The sequence below is a fragment of the Streptomyces sp. NPDC034670 genome, from assembly GCF_055574875.1.
Genome location: NZ_JBVITR010000053.1, coordinates 17,094 through 40,874 on the forward strand (window position 1 = coordinate 17,094; position 23,781 = coordinate 40,874).

Genomic DNA, 23,781 nt, shown 5'->3' on the forward strand with positions numbered 1-23,781 from the left:
TGGGGATGCGGCGGCTGCCGTGCACAAGGAACCCTAGCGACCGCCTCCCCAACTCTCAACGATCGTTTACTAGCCGAAAACGATCGTTGACAGAGCGGTTTGCGCGTAGAAAGATCCCCCGCAAGCGGAAACGACCTTCACAGCTACGTTCCGTAACAACCACTCGTGCCACAGCGTTGTTGGCCCCCATCACCGCTGGAGACATGCATGTGCTCGCCACGATCCGTTCGCAGCCATCTGTGCCTGGTCCACGACCGCGCAGCTGCGCAGGCGGCATCGGACCGTCCCTGACCGACCCAGACGCATTGCGGCTGCCGGCCATGCCGCCGCACCGGAACACCAAAGAGGATCCCTTGACCACGCAGCATCTGCAGACAGCCGAGTTAAGCGCCTCGAGGAACGACCGGCTCCAGGCCCTGATGACGCAACTGATCGACGTGTGCACCGACATCGGCCGCCAGCGCGATGAACAGGGCCGGTGGCAGCCCGCCACGTCAGGCTGCGACGACGCACTCGGAGACGCCCGTGAGGTACTCGCCGACCTTTCCCGCACACTGGCCAAGACCCGGCGTGGTCTGCGTGCGATCGCCGTGGGAGCGCAGCGCCGTGTCCAGCACCAGCACTCCGACATCCTCCGCCCGGACTTGCCCTGATCCCCTTGAGTGCTTGCGGGCCGCCTGCCCACCTCCGACGGACGCGGCTTGGAAGCACGGGCAAAGGCCGATCGTCCCCAACGTCCGGCCAGCCTCGTCGGCAGGCTTATGTCACCGGCACCGTGTGAAAGGGCACGCAGCGACCCGCACGCAACTGCTGCCTTCCGCGGAGGGCCGCGCGGTGCCTGGGTGCCTTATCCCCCGACTGCTTCCCGGCCCTGGCCCTTGCACCTGTGGTCGGACCAGGCCAAGGCACCACTGTGCTGTCGAGCAGTGCCGGACTGCGGGTCCTTCGAACGCTTTGGGCCTCGGCGTGGGCAGGAGCACCCGGGCGCCCCTGCCCGCTTTCCCCTCCCCCGGGACCAGCCGTGACCACCGGTGCAAGAGTTGCCGCGTCAGGGGCTGGCGGCACTTGCATCACCGCCGGCGATGAGACCTGGGACGCGTTGAAGCTGATACGCGAGTTGGGTGCTGCCGCGCTGAGATCAGTGACCGCGAGGTGGGCGCCATCGCTGTCACGCCCGGCAGCCACGGCCGCTGCTCTCTCAAACCACCTGGACCAGGACATGGAGAGAACGTGATACGCCCGCAACCACGCCCGCTGCAGTCCGCTGCCGTTCGCATGCGGAACCGGGCCGCTGCCGCCGCCGCGCTGAGCGTTGTGCTCACGTTGTCCGCGTGCTCATCTGACAACGACGGTAAAGCGCCAGCTGAGACCTCGTCCGCACCGGTGCCGTCGCCGGCCGTCTCCGTGGACCCGGCAGAAGCCGCGAAGAAGGAAGTGATCGCCACCTACCAGGGCTACTGGCAGGAGATGGAGAAGCTGTACGCCGGCCGGAGCGGTGCTGGTGCGGACCTCAAGCAGTACGCCGCCTCGGCCGCCTTGAAGAACGCTACGGCTGACGCCAAGCGCACCCATGACCGTGGGCTCATCAACATCGGTGACGTCCGTGTCACCGACCCGGCCGTCACCAAGTACGACACCACGGGAAAGATCCCGAACGCCACCGTCTCCAGCTGCCTGGACATCTCTCAGTGGCAGACCGTCGATGCCGACACCGAGAAGCCGGTCACCCTTCCCAGTAACCGGCTGACCAAGTACCTGATCGTCAGCACGCTCGAGAAGTGGCCCGAGGGCTGGCGTGTCATTCGTGACGAACCTCAGGGCAAACCATGCTGACCCGCCGCGTCACCGCCGCGGCGGCGTGCCTTCTCACTGCTTTATCCATGCCAACGGTCGCGGTCGCCGATGAAGGACCGAAAGGCAGCGGCAGCACCACATGCGGGATGTACACCTGCCAGGTCGAGGTGGATGTCCCCGGCCAGGCCGGCGGTCAAGGCAGCGGTGCCAGCGGCACCGCAGCGGGCAGTGGCGGCGGGAGCGCAGGAGGCGGGGCAGGCGGCGGCAAGGCCACCGACCTGACCAACTGCACCTATGAGCTGGCAGATCCGCAGCCGCCTGCCGGCAGTTTGGAATGGGAAGGGCACGAGCCCGGCGACGGCGCGGTCTATGAGGAGACCTGCCGGTGGAATGACAGCGGCGACACCATCGTCCGCATGGTGTGGCTGGCCGAGCCGCCCGGGGAAGCCGCTGTCGATCCGGCCGTACTGGCCCAGCAGGCCGTGGACAAGATGACGCTGCTCGGCCCCGACATCGCCAGTCCCCGGCCGGCGGGGAAGTACACGGTCGGCGTGCCGATGTGGCTGTGGGTCAACCAGAGCGCGACGACCTATGGGCCCAACACGGCGTCGGCGTCGGCGGGCGGTGTGACGGTCACGGCCGTCGCCAAGGTGTCGAGGATCGACTGGCGGATGGGGGACGGCTCCACGGTGACGTGCACCGGCCCCGGCACCCCTTACAACGGTTCGGCGGGCATGGCGGAGTCGCCGACCTGCGGCCATGTCTACTCCACGACGTCGGCCGGTGCACCGGGCGGGAAGTACGCGGTCACCGCCACCTCGACATGGACGATCGACTGGCAGGGCGGTGGAGCAGCCGGCCGGCTCACGGAGATCCGGCAGTCGGATGTGCAGGTGGCCATCGGTGAAGTGCAGGTCGTCAGGTAGCCGCCGGAAGGACATGACGTTGAGCAAGACCACAGAACGTATCGGCACGCCCCCCGCGAACGGGGTGTCTTCGCAGCGGCCGGTGGCGGGCCCGGTGGCGCCGCCTCGGGTGTCCGCCCGCCGGCGCAGGCCCGGCGTGATCGCTCTGTCGCTGGCATTGATCGCAGCCGGTGGCGCTGGTGCCGCTGTCCTGCTTCTGCAGGTCGGCAACCGCACGCCGGTGGTGACCGTGGTGCGCGACGTCCAGGTCGGCCAGGTCCTCACCGAGCAGGACCTGGGCAAGGCGTCCGTCGCCCTGGACCCGGCGGTCAAGGCCGTGCGCGCCGATGACCTGGAGTCGGTCGTGGGCAAGCGGGCCGCGGTGGAGCTGAAGCCGGGCTCGCTGCTGTCGCCGTCGCAGGTGACGAAGGATTCACTGGTCAAGCCGGGTGAGCAGCTGGTACCGATCGGGCTGAAACCCGATCAGGTGCCGGCGACCGCTCTGGTGCCGGGGCAGAAGGTGCAACTGGTGCACGTCCCCGCGCAGGGAGCGACGAGCGTCAAAGGCGAGGACAAGCCGTCGGACCGTGCCCAGGAGACCATCGCCGGGCGGGTGGTGAAGGCGTCCAGGGCCGCCCCGGGTACCGGCATCGTGGTCGTCGACGTGGCCACCGTCACCGACGACGGCCCGAAGGCGGCCGCGTGGGTGTCGGCCGGCGCGCTGCGCATGGTTCTCGATGCTCCGGACGGGCGCTGATGAGTGTGATCGCGCTGGCCGGGTGCCGCGGTGCGCCCGGTGTGACCACGAGTGCTCTGGCTCTGCTGCTGTCCTGGCCGCTGGAGCCGGGCCGCAAGATGATCCTGGCCGAGTGTGACCCGGACGGCGGTGCCGTGCTGCACGGGCTGCTGCAGGGCGCACTCGGTGACCGCTACGGGCTGCGCAACCTGTCCATCGCCGCCCGCAAGAACGAGTTCGGTGAGGCGTTCTGGCGGCAGCTGATCGACCTGAGCAGCGAGGACGGCAAGAAGGACTCGCCACGGGACCGGCTGCTGCTGCCAGGGATCACCGATCCGGCGGAGGCCGCGGGCCTGGCGCCGGTGTGGAAGGCACTGGCGGTGACGTTCCGCGGCATCGATGCCGACTACGACCACGACGTCCTGATCGACCTGGGACGCAGCGGAGCCGTGGGCCCCTCCGCGGTGCTGGCGGAGCAGGCCGACGCGGTCGTGGTGGTGGTCCGCAACACTCTGCGCTGCCTGCAGGCCGCCCAGGCCCGTGTGCAGGCACTTCAGGAACGGGTCGGTGACGTGGGCCTGCTGATGATCGACGAAGGTCCTTATGCGGCCGGTGAGGTGCAGCGGGTGCTGCAGGTTCCGGTGGTGGCGACGCTGCCGTACGCGCCCAGGGACGCGGTGGTGCTGTCGGACGGTGCGGAGCAGCCCCGGCACTTCACCAGGTCGGCGCTGATGAAGACGGCCCGTACGGCCGGTTCCCTGCTCGTGCAGCAGGTGGTCCTGCGCCGCTCGCGCCTGGCACCACGCACGCCGGCCGGAGGGGAGGTGCCCCGTGCTGCGGGGTAGGCCTTTGCACGCTGATCCCACCGTGGCACCGCCGCCCGGGCCGCCCCGGCATGCCCGGCCCCGCCAGGCAGCCGGCGCTCCTGCGGGGGCTGCCTCCAGCGTGCAGCCGCTCGGTAGTGCGGTGCCGCAGACGACGGTGGACTACCGGGTGGCCCGGCACATCGCCACCCAGGTCGCCCGGCAGCGCGAGGACCTGGTGAAGAAGGACCCCTCGGTGGACCGGGCCGGTGAGGAGCAGCACTGCCTGAACTGGATCAACGAGGCCGTGGCGCTGTGGGCGCACGCTCAGGGCATGGAGCGCGGTGTGAGCACCACGGCGCAGGAGGAGGACGCGCTGCGCCGGGCGGTGTATGACCTGCTGTACCGGGCGGGCCGGTTGCAGCCGTATCTGGATGATGAGCGGGTCGAGGACATCTTCATCCAGGGCCCGGGCGAGGTGTGGCTCGACTACGGCGACGGCGAGCGCAAGATGGTCGGCCCGATCGCCGACTCCGAGGAGGAGCTGCTGGAGCTGCTGCGCGAGCTGGCCCGCGACTCCGGGCTGGCCGAGCGCACGATCTCCACCGCCAGTCCCACCCTCGCCCTGTCGCTGCAGGACGGCTCCCGTCTGCAGGCCATCACCGGGCTGGGACCGACGACGTATGCGGTCATCCGCCGCCACCGCGTCTCCCACGCCGATCTGGACGACCTGGTGCAGCTGGGTACCATCGACCCGGTCCTGCGCGAGTTCCTGGGCGCGTGCGTGCGCGCCGAGAAGAACGTGATGATCGCGGGCAAGCAGAAGGCCGGCAAGACCACGCTGCTGCGGGCGATGCTGCGGGAGTTCGACCCGGAGTGCCGGTTCGCCACCATCCAGACCGAGGACGAACTGTTCGCCCACGCCGGCGGCTACCACCGACAGGTCGTCTCGCTGGTGGCGCGGGAGTCCAACGGGGAGAAGGACGCCACCGGCCGCGGCGCGGGCGAGGTGACACTGCTGGATCTGATGCATCCGGCGCTGCGGATGTCGCTGGAGCGGATCGTCGTCGGCGAGGTCCGCGGCCCCGAGGTCGTGGCGATGATGCAGGCGCTGACCAACGGGGCCGGCGGCAACCTGTGCACCATCCACGCGCGGCGGCCCGACATCGTCTTCGACCGGATCGCCGAGCTGTATGCGCTGGCACAGGAGAACCTGTCCGAGCAGCTCGCCTACCGGCAGATCGCCAACGGCCTGGACTTCATCGTCTACGTCTCCATGACGGACGAGACGCAGATCGGCGGCCGCCGGCACCGCTACGTCTCCCACGTTCTGGAGGTCACCGGGATCGGCGAGAGCGGACGGCCGGCCACAAACGAGATCTTCGCCCCCGGTGCGGAGTTCGGCGAGGTGCGGGCGGTGCCGCAGATGGACCCCGGCTGCATCGACGACCTGCGCCGCGCCGGCTTCGACTCCACCCTGCTGCAGCACCGCCAGGGGCTGTGGAAAAAACCGCTGCCGCTGCTGGTGGAGGCGAGCCGATGACCCTGTGGCTGGCCCTGCTGAGCGGCATGGCCGTGATGGGCGGACTGATCGGTGTCGTCACCGGCATCGTGGGGACGACCGCGCCACGCCGGGCCTCCCTGTGGCAGCGGTGGCGGGCCCTTGGCGACGGACCGGAGCAGAGCGCGGATGCGCGGATGCGGCGCCGGGCGCTGGCGGCGGCGGCCGCGGTGGTGTTCGCGGGGGTGTGGCTGGCCTCGGGGAACTTCGTGGGCGGCGCCCTGCTGGGGGCGGCCGTCATCGGGGTGCCCTGGCTGATCACCCCGGCGCAGGTCGCGGCGGGCCGCATCGGACAGCTGGAGGCCTTGAGCGAGTGGACCCAGCGGCTGGCCGGTCTGCTGCGCCTGGGCATGGGCCTGGAGCAGGCGATGATCACCAGCCGGAAGGGGGCGCCGGACGCGCTCGCCGCGCAGATCACGGGCCTGTCGGACCGGCTGCGCCTGGGGTGGCGGCCGGAGGAGGCGCTGCGCGCCTTCGCCGACGAACTCGACGACGTCACCGCCGACAAGGTGACCGCCGCGCTGATCCTGTCCGTCAACGACCGCGGCCCGGGCCTGGCCCAGGCGCTGGAGGACCTGGCGGGCACGGTCCGCGAGGAGGTCGCCAAGAAACGCGGCATCGAAGCCGACCGGGCCAAGCCGCGCACCACGGTGCGGTGGATGACCCTCATCACCGTCGGTGTCGTGGTCGCGGGGTTCTTCGTCCCCTCCTACACGGCCCCCTACTCCACCCTGCTCGGGCAGCTCGTGCTGGGCTTTTTGACGGCCGGGTTCGTCGCCACCCTCGCCCTGATGCGGCAGCTGGGCGCCTTCCGCCGCATCCCGCGCTTCCTGATCGCCGACGCCCGCAGCACCGTCCGCCTGCCGGCCCCCGCCCCTGCTGCTTCCGTCGAGCTGGCGGCCGAGCGTGCGCCGGAAGGAGTCAGCTCGTGAACCTGCTTCCCGTGGTGCTCACCGGCGGCACGGTCGGCGCCGGCCTGGCCCTGCTGGTACGGGAGATGCTGCGTCCACAGCCCGCCCTGGCCGCGGCGCTGCAGCGCACCTCCCCCGGTGCGCTGACCATGCCCGAGCCGGACCTGGACCGGGACGAGGCGTGGGGCCGGTGGCTGCTGGCCCGGCTCGAGCGCCTGCCCGGGGTGCGGGTACCGGCCAAGAATCTGGCGCTGCTGGGCCAGGGCCCGGGCCAGTTCATGCTGAAGAAGGCCGCGCTCGCCGCGCTCGGCCTGGTCTGTCCCGTGCTGGTCACCCTTCCGTGGCTCATCGCGGGTATCTCACTGCCCTTCTACCTACCCGCCGTGGTCGGGCTGACGATCGCCGCCCTGCTGTTCGTCACCCCCGATCTCGCGGTGCGCGACCAGGCCAAGCGGGCCCGCGAGGAGTTCGCCCACGCCCTGGTCGCCTATCTGGACCTGATGGCGCTCAAGCGCGCCGCGGACGCCGGCCCCACCGAAGCCCTGGAGAAGGCGGCCGCCGCCGGCCAGGGCTGGCCCTTTGTGTATCTGCAAAGTGCGCTGCGCCGGGCCCGGCTGGAGAAGATCCCGCCCTATCAGGCCCTGACGGACCTCGCCGAGGAGTACGACCTGCCCGCGCTGGACGACGTCGCCGACATCATGCGCGGCTCGGCCACCGACGGCGCCGCCGTCTACAAGGCGCTGCGGGCCCGCACCGCCGCCCTGAACGCCGAGCTGCTGGCAAGCCAGGCCGCCGAGGCCAACGCCGCCAGCGAGAAGATGACCGCCCCCGGCGCCCTGCTCGCGGTGCTGGTCATGCTGCTGATGGCCTTCCCCGCGGTGATCCGCATGCTCACCGTCTGACCTCGAACCCCCTACTGGCTCTTGCAGGAGGAGATCATCGTGAAGTACACCGCCGTCCGTTTCCACCGCGGGGCGCGCCGGCTGGCCGCGCGGCTGGAGGAGAGCCTGACCGAGCTGCGGCAGCGCCCGGACCGCGGCGACATCTCCATCACCACGGTCATCATCTGGGTCGCCGCCGTCACCGGGGCTCTGGTGATCGCAGGCACGATCGCCGCGGTCATCTCCAAGTACAACGGAAACCTGAGCGGGATCTGATGCTGAACCGCGCTCGCCTCAACAGGTGGTGGCGTGGGCGGCGGTGGGCCGACGACCGCGGGGACGCCGCGATCCAGATGGCGATCGTCTACCCGGTCGTGCTGCTCGCCGCGATCGCCGTCATCCAGGCGTCCATGTGGTACTACGCGCGGCAGATCGCCCTGACCGCTGCCCGCGAGGGAGTCGCCGCGGCCCGCGCCTACCAGGCCTCCCCCGCCGACGGTGCGGCCCGGGCCCGCGAGGTGCTGGGCCGCACGGCCGGGGACAGCCTGCGCTCGGTCAGCGTCACGGCCGGCAGCACCGGTGAACGGGTCCGCGTCCAGGTCACCGGCACCGCGCAGTCGATGATCCCGGGCATTGCCGGTTTGACGATCAAGCAGTCGGCGTCCGGGCCGGTGGAGCGCTGGACGGTGCCGGGAGAGTGAAGACCGTGTCGAGGAAACCTGTGTCCTGGAGGGCTCGTTGGGCCGGCAGGCTCAGCCGCGACGAGGGCAGTGTCGCCATCGAGGCGGCCCTCATCGCCCCACCGCTGATCATGTTCGTGTGCCTGGCGCTCGCCGGCGGGCGCATCGTCACCTCCGGCGCGAAGATCGACGCGGCGGCGGAAGACGCGGCGCGGGAGGCGTCCATCCACCGCACCGCGGCCTCCGCGCAGGCCGCCGCCCAGGCCGCGGCCGCCGAGTCCCTGAACGACCAGGGCATCACATGCGCCTCCAGCAGCGTCAGCATCGACACCGGCGGGCTCAGCGTGCCGGCCGGGCAGGTCGGCACCGTCACGGTGAGCATCTCGTGCACGGTCAGCCTGGCGGATCTGCTGCTGCCCGGCCTCCCCGGAGCCCGCACCCTGACGTCGACCGCGACCTCGGTCGTGGACCGGTACCGGCAGCGGGGGGCGTGATGAACCCCCAGCACCTCCGCAAGCGCCTGCACCGGGGCCCGCATGTCTTCGGCGACCGTGGCGGTGTCACCGTGTTCGTGGCGGTGTGCGTGGTGGCGCTGCTCGGCATCATCGGCGTCGCCGTCGACGGCGGCGGCAAGGTGCGCGCCGTTGAGCGGGCCGACCACATCGCCGGGGAGGCGGCCCGGGCCGGCGGGCAGGCCATCGACCCGGCCAAGGCCATCAGCGGCGAGGCCGTCATCGTCGCGCCGCAGGACGCCGTCGCCGCGGCCCAGGCCTATCTACGGTCCGCCGGTGCCACCGGCACGGTCAGCGTCTCCGGCGACGGCAAGACGCTCACCGTCCACGTCACCAGCTCCTACGACACCAAGTTCCTGCCCGTGGTCGGGATCGGCTCCATGCCGGTGACCGGCCGCGGCAAAGCGACGCTGCTGCACGGCGTCACCACCCCCGAGTAAGGGACCCGATGCGCACCACGCATGCCTCCCCCACGGCAGGCCGCACCCTGGCCCGGGTGCTCAAGGGCCTGCTGAGCCTGCTTGCCCTGGCCGGCGCGGTCGCCGGGCTGCCGCTGCTGCTGGCCTGGGCGACCCCGGCGATCTGGGACGCCGGCCACGACGACCTGACGCATCTGCTGGACCGACAGGACACCGGCGCCGCGTTCCTGGTACTGCTGCTCGTGGCCGGCTGGATCGGGTGGGCCCAGTTCACCTTCTGTACCGTGCGCGAGCTGATCGCTCAGGTGCGGGGCCGCACCTGGCACGCCCCCTGCGGGCTGGGTTCCTCGCAACGGGCGGCGGCCGCACTGATCGGCAGTATCCTGGTGCTGCTGCCCACCAGCTCGGCCCTGGCCTCCGAGGCACAGGCCGCACCGTCCGCCTCCGCCGCCCGCACGCCGGGCCAGGCCCAAGCCCCCACGGCCCCTGAAGCCGACCGGCCCTCCGCCTCGAGCGCGCCGGCCCCTCACGCGTACACCGTGCGGGACCTGCGGCCGGCCGAGAGTCTGTGGAGCATCGCCGAGCGGGAACTGGGCGACGGCGAGCGGTGGCGAGAGATCGCCGCCCTGAACGAGGGCCGCACCATGCCCGACGGCCAGACGTTCACCTCCAGCAGCTTCCTGCAGCCGGGCTGGCAGCTGCAGCTGCCCGAGACCGCTGCGGCGGCCGGCGGGCCTCACATCCAGCTCGCGGGCCAGGCATCCACCGCCCCGGGCGAGAGCGAGCGTGTGGTCACGGTGCACGAGGGCGACTACCTGTCGAAGATCGCCGAGCGGGAGCTGGGCGACGCCGACCAGTGGCCGGAACTGTTCGACGCCAGCCGGGGCAAGCCGCAGCCGGACGGCCTGCCCGCCCTCACCGACCCGGACACGATCTACGCCGGGCAGCAGATCACCGTGCCCCAGGCCCGGACACCGGACGGGGAAGAACACACCCCGTCGGCCGACCGCCGCGACAGCGCCCCCTCCGGCGAGGCAGGCGGCAAACCCTCCGCTCCCGCGGCCACCCCGGCACCGCAGGACGAACAGCAGCCCGACACCGACCGTGCAGAAGGCCAGGCGCGTCCGCCCGCACCGGGCCGGACCACGACGCCCGCACCGGAGTCGTCCGTGGCCGCCCCCAGCCGGCAGCCCAGCCGGGATGCGGGAGCCCCGGGGGTGACGCCTGAGCAGAACTCCGGCACCTCCCCTTCCGCCACGCCGCCGACGCCGGCCAGGCCCTCCGGCTCCGCCGGCTCTTCTCCCGCCCCGGCGGCCGCCGAGCCCCCCGCGCCGGCCCCGGCCGGCAGCCCGCTGAGCCTGCGCAGGGTGCTGGGGGCCGGTGCGCTCCTGGCCGCCGCCATCACCGGTGCGCTGGCCCTGCGCCGCACGCTGCAGCGCCGCCGCCGCGGGTCCGGCGAGAAGATCGCCATCGCCCCGCAGACCTCGACCGCAGAGGCCAAGCTGGCGGCCGCCGCCGAACCCGAGGGGGCCGCCCGCCTGGACCTGGCGCTGCGCACCCTGGCCCACCAGGTGGCCCGGCGCGAAGACGACGCGCCGCTGCCTCAGCTGCGCGCCGCACGGATCGGCGCCCGCACCCTGCAGGTGCTGCCCGCGGACCTCACGCAGGACCCGCCGGCGCCCTTCGTGTCCGGGGAGGACGGCTGGTGGACCCTGCCCGCCGACGCGGACCTGCTCGGCGAGCGGGACGCCCACGAGGTGCCGGCGCCGTATCCGGCCCTGGTCACCATCGGCAGCACCGAGGACGGCGACCTTGTGCTGCTAAACCTCGCCCACCTGCCCGCGCTGCTGCTGGACGGCAACCCGGTCCACCTCACCGAGGTGTGCACCTCGCTGGCTCTGGAGCTCGGCATGAGCCCCTGGGCGGCCGAGGCAGAGGTCGTGGTCATCGGGTTCGGTGAGGATCTGCCGCAGCTGCTGCCCACCACCCGCATCGTCCACATGCGCCAGCCCCAGCACGCCCTGCGGGACCTGAGCGAGCGGCTGCTGGAAGCCCACCAGATGCCCGAGACCTCCCGCCAGCCCTACCTGCTGCTGTGCGCGGCGACACTGGACGCGGACACGGCCCGGCAGTCCGCCGACGTCATCGACAAAGCCGACACGGTACCGGTCGCCCTGGTCGCCCCGGCGAGCACGGCCGCCGTGCACTTCCCCCAGGCGGAACTCCTCAACGCCTCGCTCAACACTCCCCAGCGCCTCGACTACGCGGGCTGCGACGTCACGGTGCAGCGCCTGGAACACGCCGCCTACCAGCAGATCACCACCGCACTGAAAGTGTCGGGGCAGCCGGCCCACCCGGCCGAAGGGGCCTGGCAGGAGGTACCGGATGAGCCCGAAACCCGCCGGCCCGAGCCGCCCGCAACAAAGGAGCCGGCGGCTCCGGCGGAAGAGCCGGCGGCCACGAGCGAGCCCGCGCCGGCCGCCTCGCCGAAGGCAGCAAAAGTACGGGAGGAGGTCTTCCCCGCCCTGCTCGCCGCCTCCACCGACCCGGCCGGCCTGCGCCTGCCGCCCACCGCCGACGGGCCCTCCCCGGACGAGCCGCTCCAGGACCAGGGCGGCCGCTCCGGGCAGGACCCGGACCCAGCGGCCGTGCCTGCGGCAGCGGCGGCCGGGCCGGACGACGAGCACTCCGGCAAGGGGAGCAAGGCACCGGACGCCGGCACCGGTGCCACCCACGACCCGCACGCCCCGGAGATCCGGATCCTGGGACCGGTCGAGGTCACGGGGGTGGACAGCAGCGGCCACGGCCCGCGGATGGCGCAGCTGGCGGCACTGCTGTACTTCCGGCCCGGCCGCCACGCGGACGTGCTGTGCGAGGCCATGGACCCCCTCAGCCCCTGGTCGACCAGCACCCTCAACGCCCGCCTGCAGGGCCTGCGCCGCTGTCTCGGCAACGACCCCGACGGCCGGCCCTACGTCCCGCGCCGCAGCACCGGCGACGACCCCTACCGCCTGGCCCCCGCTGTGCGCTGCGACTGGACCCGCTTCCTCCACCTCGCCGAACGCGCCCTGCCGCTGGGACCCGCGGGGCTGCCGGACTTGGAGAAGGCGCTCACGCTGGTGCGCGGCAGGCCGTTCGGGGGCAAGCCCTTGCCGTGGGCCGAGCCCCTCGCCCAGGAAATGACCACCCGGATCATCGACGTCGCCCACACCGTGGCCGCCCACCGCACCCCCGCCGGCCCGCACCAGGACCTTCACGCGGCCCGGCAGGCCGTGGCGACCGGGCTGGAGGTGGACGACGCGGCAGAACTGATCTACCGGGACTGGCTCCGGCTCGAGGCCGCCGTCGGAAACCGGTCGGGGCTGCACACCGCCATCTCCCGCATCCAGCAGATCAACCGGGCCCTGGACTGCTCCCCCGAACCAGAAACCGAACAACTCATCAACGACCTGCTCAACGGCCCGCACACGACGGAGCACAATGCCCTGTAGACAAGACGTCAGGGGCGCGGCGGACCCTGGCCGTGAGCCGCGCCCGTCACCCAGGAGATGCGGTTAGACGCGCCGCATGCTGAAGCGCCGGGCCTACAGCCGAGCTCGGAGCGTCCGTGCTGGATTGAGCACCCGTCCCTGACCAGTGCGCACGACGACGCACCGCACCTCAACCCGGGACGCGGGGCACTGACATGTGCTCACACCAGCAAGCTCCTACGGCCAGTACAGCTTGACGTCCTCATCAGCAACCCGCGGCCGGATCACGGTTGGCGGCTGCACCGTGTACCCCAGCGCCCGCAACGCTTCCGCCGCAGCCTCGGGCGCGTCACGGACCGCTGACATCAACTGGATCTCCCGCCAGTTCCGCAGCCGCTCATCGATCACCGCCCGCCACCCCGGCGCCGTCGTGATCGCGAACTCCCGCTTCATGAACAGCAGCACATCCTCCAGTGCCGGCCGCATCCGATGCCCACCAACGGGGAAATGTATCTCCGACAAGCGCGGCAACTTCCGCCGCCTGAGACCCTGCCGGGGCCTGCCAGCATCAGCCAGGCGCAGCAGATACGCCATCTCGTCCCGATGCGCATGAACTTGGATGTGCGCCCCCGGCGGCTCCTTGCTGTTCCGCACGTACTCGAAGCGGATCAACGGATCAGGGATCCCTGCATAATGCAGGTGGATATCCGCCTGATCCGTAGCAAGGAACGTGCTGCTGCCGTCCCAGCAGCAAAAGTAGCGGGCCCGTAAGCTCAGGACTGGCTCATCGTTGATCGAGATCGGGATGCGTAGCTCCCGCTCGTCCGCCGATATCGGCGAAACCCGAACGCGTGCCCCCATGTTCAGGGCAGCGAAACGCGGGGCGTCCTCGCCAAGGACGCCCCGCGTTAAGGCAGTCAGATCATCCGCGAACTCGGTCGCCAGCTCGTCGAGTCGCGACATCCCCTCGGCATTCACCGTCGAGAAGGTAGTCGATCCCTTCGATGGTGTGCCACACGTCCAGCTCATCCATCGACAAGCTGTACATTTCAGCCCGATCGCGAAGCTGCTCGTAGGACATGCCGACCTCGGCGAGCAGGCTGGCTCTCTGCTCGCGTAACTGCTGAGGCGTCTTGTGGATCACCGTCGTCATAGCGAACCCCCAGTTCGTTGCTGACTGCCAGTCAAGCAGTAGCGACTGACATCCAGTCGGGCGCCCCGCAGGAGCAGCATCCGACCGAGTGAAGCCCACCTGGTAGATACCCGCAAGACGGCGAATGGACGCGCAGGTCAAGCCGTGAATACCAGCACAGGAGCGAACTCAGAACCCACTGCGCCAGCCGGGTGACGCTCCAGCGAGCGAAGGCGGGTCGTCGCGACAGTAGCCATTTCTACTCTTACTGGCTGGATTGCATCCTTGTCGACAAGTAGCCACGACTCCACCCTTTCAAGGTCACTAGTGACCGCAAGGTGGAAAGCGTGCCATTCGGCAGTGGAGACAGGGCTCAGATTCAGCAGATCCTCGAGCAGCTCGGGAAACTCACCACCGACCTTGCCGCCGTCAAGCAGCAGGTCGCCGACCAGCAGCACATGATCGACCAGGCTCGGCAGGACGCCACCGCAGCGATCACCAGCGGTCTCGCCGAGATCCGGGCCGTCGCCCGCGAAGCACTCGGTCGCACCAGCGACGTCGCCAACGGACACCTCGCCAAAATCGGCAGCGAGCTTGTCTCCATCCGCAGCGCTATTGGCCAGCCGGACACTCGACTCTGCGAGACGCCGCCCCCGGCGCAGGAGGTGCAAGTGGCCAGGGAGGAGCCCGCCGCCGCCCCCGAGCAGCAGCCGGCCGAGCATCTGGCACCCGAACCCGCGCCCGAACCGGAGTCGCACGCCGAACCCGCATCCGGGCCCGATCCGGACATCCTCCGCGCTGCCGCTGGCATCGCCCACGCCACCGTCGAGGCGCACCGCGACACCTGGGCCTTCCTCATCCAGACCGCCGGACGAGAGCAGCACTTCCACATCCCCGGCAAAGTCCAGGACGACGACGGGTTCGTCCAGGTGCGCTTCTCCGGCCCCAGCCTCGTAGCCGCCATCACCAGCCTCGACCACGTCCACCACACCGCCGACAGCCCCGTCACCCGAGCCATCGCCGCCCACGTCCACGGCAAGATCACCATCGTCGTACAAAAGATTATCGACCGACCCCATCGCGGCGACGGAACACCCGTCCGCATCGTCATCGACGACCGTTAGAACCCAAGCGCAGCGGGGAGGGCCCTTCGCGCATGAGATCAGACCCGCGACACCGCGAGCGGTGCCGACGCCGGCGGGACGTCCAGTCCCATGCCCTGCGCGAGCAGCACCCGGGCCTTCCCGAACAGGCTCATCGCCCTCTATTCCTCAGTGTCGGTACCGTCCATCCGAGCACGATTACGCTTCGTCCGGGCCCGGCACAGCATCAGGGCGCGGGGGGTTTCGGAGTCACGGCGCTGGCCAGGGACCGCCTCGAGCGGGGCCGACTGGCCATCGGAGGATGTGTCCGGCTCCGTAAATGCCCGTCGGCTCAGCTCACGCATTGCCTGGATCTGCCACTCCACCGCTTCCGCGGTCCCCGGGTCTGCCTGCCTGGCGGGAGCTACGGCCCGGTGCGCGACCATCGCCTGTTGATAGCCCGCAAGACCGTAGTGCGGGTGGTTACCGCCGCTTGGGGTGCGGCTGCGGTCCCCGGCGCGATCTCCGCCTCGCGGTGCGCGGGCACGGCACCGACGGCCAGGACCCGGACAGCGCGTACGGCGTCGGCGCCGACCACGCTGTTCGCCGTGGCGACGATCCGGGTGCTGATCAACCGTAACTGGGTGACGTAGGCAAGTGAGTCGGGGCGCAGGTCCAGCTGCCCGCTGACCGGGGGAACCCGACGGCCTAAACGTGGTCGGGCAGCTGGGGAGAGATGATGGCCGCGATGTTCGGCCAGTAGTCCAGCACACTGCCACCGGCGGCGAGGATCGCCCAGGCCCGCTCCGCCATCAGGCCCTGGAGCACGGCGGTGAACCCGGTCGGCTCACGGCCGCCGCGCTTTACGGCACGCTGGGTGCGGCGGCGTGGCATCCGGGCCTCACTGTCGCCGCGCTTGCAGGCAGCCTCGCGGGCAGCGCGACCCGCGCGAGGTCAACACCAGACCGCTCCGGGCCGTCCACGCCGGCGTGCCCGGTGGGGGTGATGGTGGTCTCGGTCATGTGGGCCTCTTACCGGTGGGTGATGGTCATGAGAAAGCTGCGGGCGGCGTTTGCCAGCTGGCGGGCGTGACGGCCTTCCGACGGTTCACCGAGTGGACCGAAGCCCGGGTGCGGGCCAAGCTTCACCGCCTGGTCCTGGACGAACTCGGTTCCCAAAGCAAGCTGGACTAGTAGTGCTTCGTTAGGTTCTGGATCTGGTTCTGCTGGTGGTGAGGGGTCGGCCGCAGGTGGCGCAGGTGCCGGTCCAGCACCTCAGCAGGTCCTGGAGGACGTCCAGGACCTGGTAGAGGGTCAGGCCGGCATCAGGGCTTTTGGGTCAAGCCGCCGCAGGGTGAGAAAGGCCTGGGCGGCGGTGACGAGGGTGACGTGGTGGTGCCAGCCGCGCCAGGTGCGGCCCTCGAAGTGGTCCAGGCCCAGACCGTGCTTGAGTTCGCGGTAGTCGTGCTCGATGCGCCAACGCATCTTCGCCCACCGCACCAGGTCGGCGATCGGTGTGGTGGCGGGCAGGTTCGATATCCAGTAGCCGGTCGGAGCGTCCTGGCCGTTCGGCCATTCCACCAGCACGGTGCGGGTGGGCAGGACGCCGTCCCACCGATTGCGGCCGCCGCCCGCCTCCTGGGTGGCGGCCAGGGACTGCTTGCCCGCGGGCCGCACGGCCAGCACCGCGAACCGTGAGGTCATCACGCCCTTGCTGCCGTGGCGCCAGGTCACCTCGGTGAACCGGCCGGCGCCGGACTCGACCGCGAGGACAGCGACGGCTCGTGGTGGGGTGCGGTAGCGGGGCAGCGTGGGCGGTCCAAGCCCGCCATAAGCGGGCCGGTGCGGTTCGGCCTCCTGCAGGTGGGCGACCTCCTTCCCGGTCAGGGCGAGGACGTAGGACAGCCCCCGTTCCTCGAGGCCGGTCCGGAACGGGGTGCTGACGCCGTAGCCAGCATCGGCGACCACCACCGGCGCCTTCAATCGCCAGGCGGCGAGCACATCGAGCAGGCCGAGCGCCAGACGCCACTTCTCCTGGTGCACCACGTCGTCGGGGACTCCGGCCCGGCGGCACCGGTCCGGCTCGTCCGTCCACTCGCGCGGCAGATACAACTGCCAGTCCAGCGGGCAGGACGCGGTGTCAGTGGCGGCGTGGACGCTGACCGCGACCTGGCAGTTCGCCCGTTTGCCGACCGCCCCGCAGTACTGACGGGCCACCCCGACCGAGGCGGTGCCGCACTTGGGAAACGACACATCGTCGATCACCCACACCTCGGGCGTGATCGCCTCGGACAGCCGCTGAGCGATCCGCCGCCGCACCGGCAGCGGATCCCACGGCGACTGGCTCACGAACTGCTGCAGGGCCTGCATGTTCCCGTCCGGCAGCCGCTCGGCCATCGGCTGGATCGACTTGTGCCGGCCGTCCAGCATCAGGCCCCGCAGATAACACTCGCCCCACCGCCGCTGATCCCGCCGCGGCAGCGACCCGAACACATCGGCAACGAACCCCGATAACTCGCCCCGGAGCCGTTCCACCTCCCCCAGCCTCATACCGGAGAGGATGCCCACCACCAGCAAAGATCACCCAATGTAACGAAGCACTACTAGTCGCGCTGCACGATCGGCTCCGTCAGCGTGAGGGTCCTCAAAGGAGGCAGCCGACCGGACCGCATCCGACCAAACACGGCAAGAAGGGATCGAAAATTCACCTCAGCACCGACCGCCGCGGCCTGCTCCTGTCGGTCGGCATCTCCGCCGCCAACCTCCACGACAGCCAGGCCCTCATCCCTCTGGTCCGCGGCATCCCGCCCATCTGCTCCCACCGCGGCCCGCGACGCCGGCGCCCCGGCAAGCTGCACGGAGACAAGGGCTACGGATACCGGTACCTGCGCCGATGGCTCGCTTCCCGCGGCGTCCAGGGGACGACAGACCTGTGCACGGGCGGTGGAGGGAGAGGATGGAGCTACCCCCACGGGTGCGGGAACAACCTGCGCGACGCGCAAGGCTCGCGCCTGGTCTCGGAGCTACCTCCGCGGGTGCGGGGCCGACTCACCGCCACGCTGTGCGGCGAGGAGGTGCAGGGAGCTACCCCCGCGGGTGCGGGGACGACGGCGAGTACGCCCCCATGCCGGCCGCCCAGACGGAGCTACCCCCGCAGGTGCGGGGACGACGGCACCTTGCCCGCCTCCGCATCCTGAACGCTCGAGCTACCCCCGCGGGTGCGGGGACGACTCACACGGTGTCGTGGATAGGGCCGGAGTCTCGGAGCTGCCCCCGCGGGTGCGGGGACGACAGAGCAAAGGGCTGGGGTTTAGCAAGACTCCACGAGCTACCCCCGCGGGTGCGGGGACGACATGTCGCGGGCGCCGTTGGGCCGGTCGATGACCGAGCTACCCCCGCGGGTGCGGGGACAACCAGCAGATCGCCACCGCCGCGGTCACCGCCGTCGAGCTACCCCCGCGGGTGCGGGGACAACTCGCTCATGGCCCAGGACCGTACGCGGCGGGTCGAGCTACCCCCGCGGGTGCGGGGACGACGGGATGTCGGGCATAGGTCACACTCCGGTTCGGGAGCTGCCCCCGCGGGTGCGGGGACGACATCCGGGCCCGCAACCGGGCCCGCGTCGCCGGGGAGCTACCCCCGCGGGTGCGGGGACGACCAAGTAAGGAACGGGGTCCGCTCATGTCTGAGCGAGCTACCCCCGCGGGTGCGGGGACGACGGGTACCGCCCGAAGAACCGCGAGGTCGCCGACGAGCTACCCCCGCGGGTGCGGGGACGACGCGCTGGACCAGGCGTTCCACCACTTCTGGCTGGAGCTACCCCCGCGGGTGCGGGGACGACGACTTCGCCGTCGACCGCCAGGGGCGATGGTGGGAGCTACCCCCGCGGGTGCGGGGACGACGGGTCGCGGGGTTGATCGGAGTCGCCATCTCAGGAGCTACCCCCGCGGGTGCGGGGACGACCCATGCGGGCGGCGGCGAGTGAGGGTCCGGAGGGAGCTACCCCCGCGGGTGCGGGGAAGACCCGCGTCCCGGCCGAGCCGAGCGGTCACACCTCGAGCTACCCCCGCGGGTGCGGGGACGACCGTGGTGATCGGGTGCCCATCGGCCCAAACAACGAGCTACCCCCGCGGGTGCGGGGAAGACCTCTCAGTCCTTGGGTCGGTGTCCTGCTCGACCGAGCTACCCCCGCGGGTGCGGGGACGACCGCCGGCCGCGCGGCGCCGAGAGGAGGGACGACGAGCTACCCCCGCGGGTGCGGGGACGACGGATCTGGGATGATGTGGTCACGGGGACCTCTCGAGCTACCCCCGCGGGTGCGGGGACGACCCCATTGCGCATCCGCGCGCGTCGCCGCGGCCGGAGCTACCCCCGCGGGTGCGGGGACGACTGGTCGAGGGCGGCGCACAGGGCGGAGGCGGGGGAGCTACCCCCGCGGGTGCGGGGACGACAACGTCACCCAGGAGGTGGCGCGGCTGCTGTCCGAGCTACCCCCGCGGGTGCGGGGACGACTGCGGCTCGGGATCGTGGATCGCGGGCTTGCGAGAGCTACCCCCGCGGGTGCGGGGACGACTGGCGGCCGTCCCACACCGAGATACCGCGCGCCGAGCTACCCCCGCGGGTGCGGGGACGACTTCGGCGCGGGCCTGGACGACGTCGGGGTCGTCGAGCTACCCCCGCGGGTGCGGGGACGACCCTTTTCGTACCAGGCGAGACTTGCCATATTCCGAGCTACCCCCGCGGGTGCGGGGACGACATGCGGTCGACGCCGTAGGCGAGGTCGGTGAGGGAGCTACCCCCGCGGGTGCGGGGACGACGTCCCCTGGGCGCAGCTCGCCGTCCCTGATCAGGAGCTACCCCCGCGGGTGCGGGGACGACCACTCCCGCCCGGTGACGGCGGTCGGGTGGTGCGAGCTACCCCCGCGGGTGCGGGGACGACACGACAGAGGCAGAGGTCAAAGCGTTCGAGGCAGAGCTACCCCCGCGGGTGCGGGGACGACGCGCCGAGCTGCGCCTGCAGCCTGGCGGTGATGGAGCTACCCCCGCGGGTGCGGGGACGACACCAGGCGCCCGTCCGGGCTGATCGCCGTGCCCGAGCTACCCCCGCGGGTGCGGGGACGACAACTCCTCGTCGGGAACGAGCCGGGCCCGGCAGGAGCTACCCCCGCGGGTGCGGGGACGACGTCAGGCAGGTGTCGGGGTCAACGCCTCCGCAGGAGCTACCCCCGCGGGTGCGGGGACGACACGTTGACCCCTCCAACCTCAGCCGTCAAGTGCGAGCTACCCCCGCGGGTGCGGGGACGACCCACGTGGTCCACGCGGTGAAGAGGTCGCGCGCGAGCTACCCCCGCGGGTGCGGGGACGACGCGAAGATCCTCCGAGAGATCGGAGAGGACACGGAGCTACCCCCGCGGGTGCGGGGACGACCCACCCGGCCGGTACGACGGGCACACGCGCAGGGAGCTACCCCCGCGGGTGCGGGGACGACCGCCGGCTCGAGGACCCGGAGCCCGCCGGCCTGGAGCTACCCCCGCGGGTGCGGGGACGACAGCGGGGCGGGGTACGCCGACGTGGCGCGCCACGAGCTACCCCCGCGGGTGCGGGGACGACCCAGGCCAGCCTCGTCGTACTCGGGCCGAACGGGAGCTACCCCCGCGGGTGCGGGGACGACGCCGGCCGGGGGTTGGCCTTGCCGTGGGCCCAGGAGCTACCCCCGCGGGTGCGGGGACGACGGCGTCGCTCATCGACTCAGTGAACATGACCACGAGCTACCCCCGCGGGTGCGGGGACGCCGACATCACCGGCGGCACCCTGTCCAGCCTCACCGAGCTACCCCCGCGGGTGCGGGGACGACTTGACCTAAAGGTTCGTGACGCTCTGGAGACGCGAGCTACCCCCGCGGGTGCGGGGACGACGACAGCGCATACGCGGTCGCTGTAGCTAACGGAGAGCTACCCCCGCGGGTGCGGGGACGACGGAGCGGCCGCCGGGTATCTGCCGATGCCGGAGAAGCTACCCCCGCGGGTGCGGGGACGACTGCAAAAGGGTGTGCTGAGTGGGACCGCCCGCGGAGCTACCCCCGCGGGTGCGGGGACGACACCATCGACGTCACCGGCAAGAGCCGCGTGGTCGAGCTACCCCCGCGGGTGCGGGGACGACGCCGGCTCATCACTACCAACCTCCTGCTCCCTCGAGCTACCCCCGCGGGTGCGGGGACGACGACACGGTGAGCGTCCCGGAGGCGGTCGCGCAGGAGCTACCCCCGCGGGTGCGGGGACGACAACGGGTCGCCGCAGTCGGCGCACGTGCGGGCCGAGCTACCCCCGCGGGTGCGGGGACGACGAGCCGTGTGGCGCGGACGACTGCGCCGTCACCGAGCTACCCCCGCGGGTGCGGGGACGACGTGCCGTCGTCGGAGACGACGAGGAAGATCCGGGAGCTACCCCCGCGGGTGCGGGGACGACTACTTCCAGCCCGTTGGCGAAGCGGCGGATCGCGAGCTACCCCCGCGGGTGCGGGGACGACGTCGTAGAGTCCGTCTCGTCGGTCCTCAAGAAGGAGCTACCCCCGCGGGTGCGGGGACGACACCCTGCCGAACGCGGCTGAGGTGCACAGGTCCGAGCTACCCCCGCGGGTGCGGGGACGACCCCGGCATGGGCAGTTCGTGCGCGTGCCAACCCGAGCTACCCCCGCGGGTGCGGGGACGACTCCATCGGCGACACCCAGTCGGGGAACTCCCGCGAGCTACCCCCGCGGGTGCGGGGACGACGGCTGTCCGCTGGTGTCGACGTCCGTCATGAGGGAGCTACCCCCGCGGGTGCGGGGACGACTCGCCCTCGGGGTCGGTGTCAGCCAAGAGGTAAGAGCTACCCCCGCGGGTGCGGGGACGACGTGGGAGGCGACACCCTTGCCTCGGTGGCCGTCGAGCTACCCCCGCGGGTGCGGGGACGACGTCATGCACGCCCGGCTGAGGGACCAGGACGGTGAGCTACCCCCGCGGGTGCGGGGACGACATGCCGCCCTTGAGCGCCGTCACCGCGGTCCGGGAGCTACCCCCGCGGGTGCGGGGACGACCTGCTGCACCTCGCTGCGATGGACCATGTCCGGGAGCTACCCCCGCGGGTGCGGGGACGACCGGTCGGCGAGTTGGGCGTCCACCAGATCTACAGAGCTACCCCCGCGGGTGCGGGGACGACGTGGGGGGTTCTGCGGTAGACGAATCGTCCAGGGAGCTACCCCCGCGGGTGCGGGGACGACTAGACGAAGGGGAGCCGGACGGATCGGCTCCCCGAGCTACCCCCGCGGGTGCGGGGACGACCGATAGGACCGCCGGACCACCAGCCGCTCGGAGGAGCTACCCCCGCGGGTGCGGGGACGACCCCGCCCCGTGGCACCCACTTGACCCACCACAGGAGCTACCCCCGCGGGTGCGGGGACGACCCGCAGGAGGACACCATGGCCAAGATCTTCGGAGAGCTACCCCCGCGGGTGCGGGGACGACACCGTCAACGTGTCCGGTGTCGTCTCCGTCGCCGAGCTACCCCCGCGGGTGCGGGGACGACCCCGCCCCGTCGGGATCGAGCATCCGGGCCACGGGAGCTACCCCCGCGGGTGCGGGGACGACGCCGCCCGACGGGGACGCGGAAGCGATGCACTCGAGCTACCCCCGCGGGTGCGGGGACGACCCATGGATGCTCCCTCCCAAATCGGGTGTGCGCGAGCTACCCCCGCGGGTGCGGGGACGACGCGGGCGGGTTCGTCGGCGCGGCGGCCGGGTCGGAGCTACCCCCGCGGGTGCGGGGACGACATCCGCACCACCATCACCAGCTCGCTGCGGACGGAGCTACCCCCGCGGGTGCGGGGACGACAAGGTCAAGGGCATCGCCAAGACGCCCGTGGCGGAGCTACCCCCGCGGGTGCGGGGACGACGCCGGCGCGGAGGACACGCAGACCGAGGTCCGGGAGCTACCCCCGCGGGTGCGGGGACGACCTCGCAAGGGCGCGCTTCTCCTCCGCAGGCAGGGAGCTACCCCCGCGGGTGCGGGGACGACACGACCACGCGGCCGTCCTCCAGGGTCCGCGGCGAGCTACCCCCGCGGATGCGGGGACGACACGCACAGCGCCGCGTCCGGGAAACGATCGAGGGAGCTACCCCCGCGGGTGCGGGGACGACTCGCCCTGATCAGGTGATGGAGGAGACGCGCGTGAGCTACCCCCGCGGGTGCGGGGACGACATGGTCCCACTTTCCCGAGGTGAGTGGGACCACGAGCTACCCCCGCGGGTGCGGGGACGACGCGACAGAGCCGGAAGGATGCGCTCCAGCTCGGGAGCTACCCCCGCGGGTGCGGGGACGACTCCACGACACTGGGCGAGATGCTGCTGCCGGTCGAGCTACCCCCGCGGGTGCGGGGACGACCAGGCCCGGACGAAGCCGCGGATGCCGAAGTCCGAGCTACCCCCGCGGGTGCGGGGACGACGCCGAGTGCGGCGGCGCGTCGATCTCCAGGGCGGAGCTACCCCCGCGGGTGCGGGGACGACGCGGCTTCGCCGATCCCGGAGTGGCTGGCCTGGGAGCTACCCCCGCGGGTGCGGGGACGACGCACTGGCATCGGACAGCGGGGGTCAGGGCAGGGAGCTACCCCCGCGGGTGCGGGGACGACGTTCGGATTCCAAACTCGCAGGTGGTGAGGCGCGAGCTACCCCCGCGGGTGCGGGGACGACCACCCATGACCGTGCCCGCCAACCCCAACCTCGGAGCTACCCCCGCGGGTGCGGGGACGACGCATCCGGTCCGTCGTCCCCGCACCCGCGGGGGGGGCTGCCCCCGAGGGTGGGGGGGCGAAAACCTGTGGCCCTCGGGGTGGTGCAGGGGGGCCGGTACTTTTTTTTCACCCG

At 71.7% G+C, this 23,781-nt stretch carries 18 protein-coding genes, 2 pseudogenes and 1 CRISPR repeat array; of the genes and pseudogenes, 16 read left to right on the plus strand and 4 right to left on the minus strand.

Annotated elements, in window-relative coordinates:
• Nucleotides 1-353 precede the first annotated feature (353 nt).
• The 13 genes from ACZ56B_RS27380 (at nucleotide 354) to ACZ56B_RS27440 (ending at nucleotide 12,693) form a co-directional block, all read left to right on the plus strand.
• Nucleotides 354-653: a hypothetical protein gene (locus tag ACZ56B_RS27380; protein ID WP_468796113.1), complete on the plus strand. Its 300-nt coding sequence runs from the start codon at nucleotides 354-356 to the stop codon at nucleotides 651-653.
• A gap of 577 nt (nucleotides 654-1,230) precedes the next feature.
• A complete protein-coding gene (locus ACZ56B_RS27385; RefSeq protein ID WP_468796116.1) occupies nucleotides 1,231-1,833 on the plus strand; it encodes a hypothetical protein in 603 nt (200 codons plus the stop codon).
• Entirely contained in the window at nucleotides 1,827-2,720 is an 894-nt protein-coding gene (locus ACZ56B_RS27390) for an ATP/GTP-binding protein (protein WP_468796119.1), read from the plus strand. The genes ACZ56B_RS27385 and ACZ56B_RS27390 overlap by 7 nt, the downstream gene beginning before the upstream one ends.
• 19 nt (nucleotides 2,721-2,739) lie before the next feature.
• A complete protein-coding gene (locus ACZ56B_RS27395; protein ID WP_468796122.1) occupies nucleotides 2,740-3,456 on the plus strand; it encodes an SAF domain-containing protein in 717 nt (238 codons plus the stop codon).
• Nucleotides 3,456-4,280, plus strand: a complete 825-nt coding sequence (locus tag ACZ56B_RS27400) for a hypothetical protein (RefSeq protein ID WP_468796125.1) — start codon at nucleotides 3,456-3,458, stop codon at nucleotides 4,278-4,280. Before ACZ56B_RS27395 ends, ACZ56B_RS27400 begins: the two co-directional genes overlap by 1 nt.
• The gene (locus tag ACZ56B_RS27405; protein WP_468796174.1) at nucleotides 4,270-5,781 is read left to right on the plus strand and encodes a CpaF family protein; all 1,512 of its coding nucleotides are present in this window, start codon (nucleotides 4,270-4,272) and stop codon (nucleotides 5,779-5,781) included. The genes ACZ56B_RS27400 and ACZ56B_RS27405 overlap by 11 nt, the downstream gene beginning before the upstream one ends.
• The gene (locus ACZ56B_RS27410; RefSeq protein ID WP_468796128.1) at nucleotides 5,778-6,731 is read left to right on the plus strand and encodes a type II secretion system F family protein; all 954 of its coding nucleotides are present in this window, start codon (nucleotides 5,778-5,780) and stop codon (nucleotides 6,729-6,731) included. Before ACZ56B_RS27405 ends, ACZ56B_RS27410 begins: the two co-directional genes overlap by 4 nt.
• The gene (locus tag ACZ56B_RS27415) at nucleotides 6,728-7,612 is read left to right on the plus strand and encodes a type II secretion system F family protein (protein ID WP_468796131.1); all 885 of its coding nucleotides are present in this window, start codon (nucleotides 6,728-6,730) and stop codon (nucleotides 7,610-7,612) included. The genes ACZ56B_RS27410 and ACZ56B_RS27415 overlap by 4 nt, the downstream gene beginning before the upstream one ends.
• Nucleotides 7,613-7,651: 39 nt before the next feature.
• Complete coding sequence (locus tag ACZ56B_RS27420; protein WP_468796134.1) at nucleotides 7,652-7,867, plus strand: hypothetical protein; 216 nt, start codon at nucleotides 7,652-7,654, stop codon at nucleotides 7,865-7,867.
• Nucleotides 7,867-8,292 (plus strand): TadE/TadG family type IV pilus assembly protein, encoded by a 426-nt coding sequence (locus ACZ56B_RS27425; protein WP_468796137.1) that lies wholly within the window; start codon nucleotides 7,867-7,869, stop codon nucleotides 8,290-8,292. Before ACZ56B_RS27420 ends, ACZ56B_RS27425 begins: the two co-directional genes overlap by 1 nt.
• A gap of 5 nt (nucleotides 8,293-8,297) precedes the next feature.
• The gene (locus ACZ56B_RS27430; protein ID WP_468796140.1) at nucleotides 8,298-8,765 is read left to right on the plus strand and encodes a TadE/TadG family type IV pilus assembly protein; all 468 of its coding nucleotides are present in this window, start codon (nucleotides 8,298-8,300) and stop codon (nucleotides 8,763-8,765) included.
• Complete coding sequence (locus ACZ56B_RS27435) at nucleotides 8,765-9,223, plus strand: pilus assembly protein TadG-related protein (RefSeq protein WP_468796143.1); 459 nt, start codon at nucleotides 8,765-8,767, stop codon at nucleotides 9,221-9,223. The genes ACZ56B_RS27430 and ACZ56B_RS27435 overlap by 1 nt, the downstream gene beginning before the upstream one ends.
• Nucleotides 9,224-9,231: 8 nt before the next feature.
• The gene (locus tag ACZ56B_RS27440) at nucleotides 9,232-12,693 is read left to right on the plus strand and encodes a LysM peptidoglycan-binding domain-containing protein (RefSeq protein ID WP_468796146.1); all 3,462 of its coding nucleotides are present in this window, start codon (nucleotides 9,232-9,234) and stop codon (nucleotides 12,691-12,693) included.
• A 216-nt stretch (nucleotides 12,694-12,909) separates the two neighbouring features.
• On the opposite strand, the gene ACZ56B_RS27445 is transcribed toward ACZ56B_RS27440, so the two are convergent.
• Both ACZ56B_RS27445 and ACZ56B_RS27450 read right to left on the minus strand, forming a co-directional pair.
• Nucleotides 12,910-13,650, minus strand: a complete 741-nt coding sequence (locus ACZ56B_RS27445) for a hypothetical protein (RefSeq protein ID WP_468796149.1) — start codon at nucleotides 13,648-13,650, stop codon at nucleotides 12,910-12,912.
• Complete coding sequence (locus ACZ56B_RS27450; RefSeq protein ID WP_468796152.1) at nucleotides 13,595-13,825, minus strand: hypothetical protein; 231 nt, start codon at nucleotides 13,823-13,825, stop codon at nucleotides 13,595-13,597. Before ACZ56B_RS27450 ends, ACZ56B_RS27445 begins: the two co-directional genes overlap by 56 nt.
• A 326-nt stretch (nucleotides 13,826-14,151) precedes the next feature.
• Here ACZ56B_RS27450 and ACZ56B_RS27455 point away from each other — a divergent pair, with 326 nt between their 5' ends.
• Nucleotides 14,152-14,928 (plus strand): hypothetical protein, encoded by a 777-nt coding sequence (locus ACZ56B_RS27455; RefSeq protein ID WP_468796154.1) that lies wholly within the window; start codon nucleotides 14,152-14,154, stop codon nucleotides 14,926-14,928.
• Between the two features lie 666 nt (nucleotides 14,929-15,594).
• On the opposite strand, the gene ACZ56B_RS27460 is transcribed toward ACZ56B_RS27455, so the two are convergent.
• A complete protein-coding gene (locus tag ACZ56B_RS27460; protein WP_468796156.1) occupies nucleotides 15,595-15,780 on the minus strand; it encodes a hypothetical protein in 186 nt (61 codons plus the stop codon).
• Nucleotides 15,781-15,965: 185 nt separating this feature from the next.
• Here ACZ56B_RS27460 and ACZ56B_RS27465 point away from each other — a divergent pair.
• Nucleotides 15,966-16,076: pseudogene (locus tag ACZ56B_RS27465) on the plus strand (IS5/IS1182 family transposase); the annotation flags it as partial.
• Between the two features lie 123 nt (nucleotides 16,077-16,199).
• On the opposite strand, the gene ACZ56B_RS27470 reads toward ACZ56B_RS27465, so the two are convergent.
• Nucleotides 16,200-17,435, minus strand: coding sequence for an IS701 family transposase (locus tag ACZ56B_RS27470; RefSeq protein ID WP_468796158.1), 1,236 nt, complete (start codon nucleotides 17,433-17,435; stop codon nucleotides 16,200-16,202).
• Nucleotides 17,436-17,492: 57 nt separating this feature from the next.
• On the opposite strand from ACZ56B_RS27470, the pseudogene ACZ56B_RS27475 reads away from it, so the two are divergent.
• Nucleotides 17,493-17,800, plus strand: a pseudogene (locus ACZ56B_RS27475) (transposase); the annotation flags it as partial.
• Between the two features lie 44 nt (nucleotides 17,801-17,844).
• Nucleotides 17,845-23,668: a CRISPR direct-repeat array (repeat unit 28 nt; unit sequence GAGCTACCCCCGCGGGTGCGGGGACGAC).
• Nucleotides 23,669-23,781: the final 113 nt, after the last annotated feature.